Annotated in this window: 2 protein-coding genes; both read left to right on the forward strand. The window is 40.8% G+C overall.

Translation table 11 applies throughout. The annotated features are described in order from the left end of the window. The first annotated feature begins 324 nt into the window (after positions 1-324). A complete protein-coding gene (locus PX636_RS10715; RefSeq protein ID WP_002798426.1) occupies positions 325-678 on the forward strand; it encodes a papain fold toxin domain-containing protein in 354 nt (117 codons plus the stop codon). A 2-nt stretch (positions 679-680) separates the two neighbouring features. Beyond that, the gene (locus PX636_RS10720) at positions 681-1,058 is read left to right on the forward strand and encodes a hypothetical protein (protein ID WP_002798425.1); all 378 of its coding nucleotides are present in this window, start codon (positions 681-683) and stop codon (positions 1,056-1,058) included. Positions 1,059-1,189 lie beyond the last annotated feature (131 nt).

The raw sequence follows: 1,189 nt of genomic DNA on the forward strand, positions 1-1,189 counted from the left end.
AAACAAACGATAGAAACAATAATGGGAGGGACTTTCAGTTAATTATTTATTAGTAGTTGATAATCTTCAAAAATGTTGCTGTACAAGGATCGACTTAAGACTTTTGCAAGAGGTCTATAGTTTCAGGTCAAGCAACAGCCCAACCCAACCCCAATGGGAGATAGCAGAAGCATACACACTCCCCCCCCCACAACTGTATCAAAAGCTACAATTTAATAAATTCTTTATATTCTTCTTCCTAGCTTAGGGATTGACAGGGGAAGATTCCCTCGCACTAACCAGCTGATAGACTAGGGATACCAGCTTTCATTTTGGAGTGAGAGAGTGGTTAAGTTAACCGATTCCCAAATTGATCAAGAAATTGGCAATATTGTCAGTCAATTCCAGCTTTATCAATGTTATGAATGTGCTAGAGCAGTAATGCAGTGGCTAACAGACAACGAAATTGAGGGGAAAGTGATCGAACTGAAAACGCGCTATCATGACGAAGATTATATCATTAGCGATCGCATAGGGAATGATCAATCAATTACGATCAATGGAAAACATTATGGGGTAGAAGTAAGGGGAAGAGTATTTGATAATCTGTCTCCTCAAGGGATGACACGAGATGATTGGCTGAAAGATTTTCATTGCCAAAGTGAAGAGTTTATAATTACTGAAGCAGGAGAAGGGTAAAGATGGAAGTAAAAGGCGGATTATTTGAGATTTTGTCTAAGATTAAAGCTAGACCTGGACTGTATATTGGTCGTCCTTCCCTGTCGGATTTGTTTATGTTTTTAGTGGGTTATAAAACTGCTAGACGGGAGTTAGGAATTGAACCGACAGCCGAAGAAATCAGATTCTATCAAGAGTTTCATCAGTTTGTTGAAAACAAATACAATCTTCATACATCTAATGCTTGGGCTAAAATTATCCTGCTCTATTGCCCCGATGAAAAGCAGGGATTTGAGCGTTTTTTTCAGTTACTAGGGGAGTTTCAACAACTTGGCAGTCAGGAAATTCCTGCCGATGGGATTGAGGATCAAGAGATTATTTTGACATCCTCGCCGCCGTAAAACGGACGGCGATTCCTCACCACGCCACTTTTTTAGGGTGGTCGCGTCAACGGGGTTGACGCAGATAGCGAAAAACGCTTAATTGCTTAAGTCTGACTCTTTCGACCCGTCCGTTTTGAGTGTCCGAATGC

It is taken from the genome of Microcystis sp. M53598_WE2, assembly GCF_030067735.1.
Lineage (GTDB): Bacteria > Cyanobacteriota > Cyanobacteriia > Cyanobacteriales > Microcystaceae > Microcystis > Microcystis aeruginosa.

Coding starts and splice junctions, on each gene's coding strand:
- PX636_RS10720 (WP_002798425.1), top strand. CDS start 681: ATGGAAGTAAAAGGCGGATTATTTGAGATTTTGTCTAAGATTAAAGCT.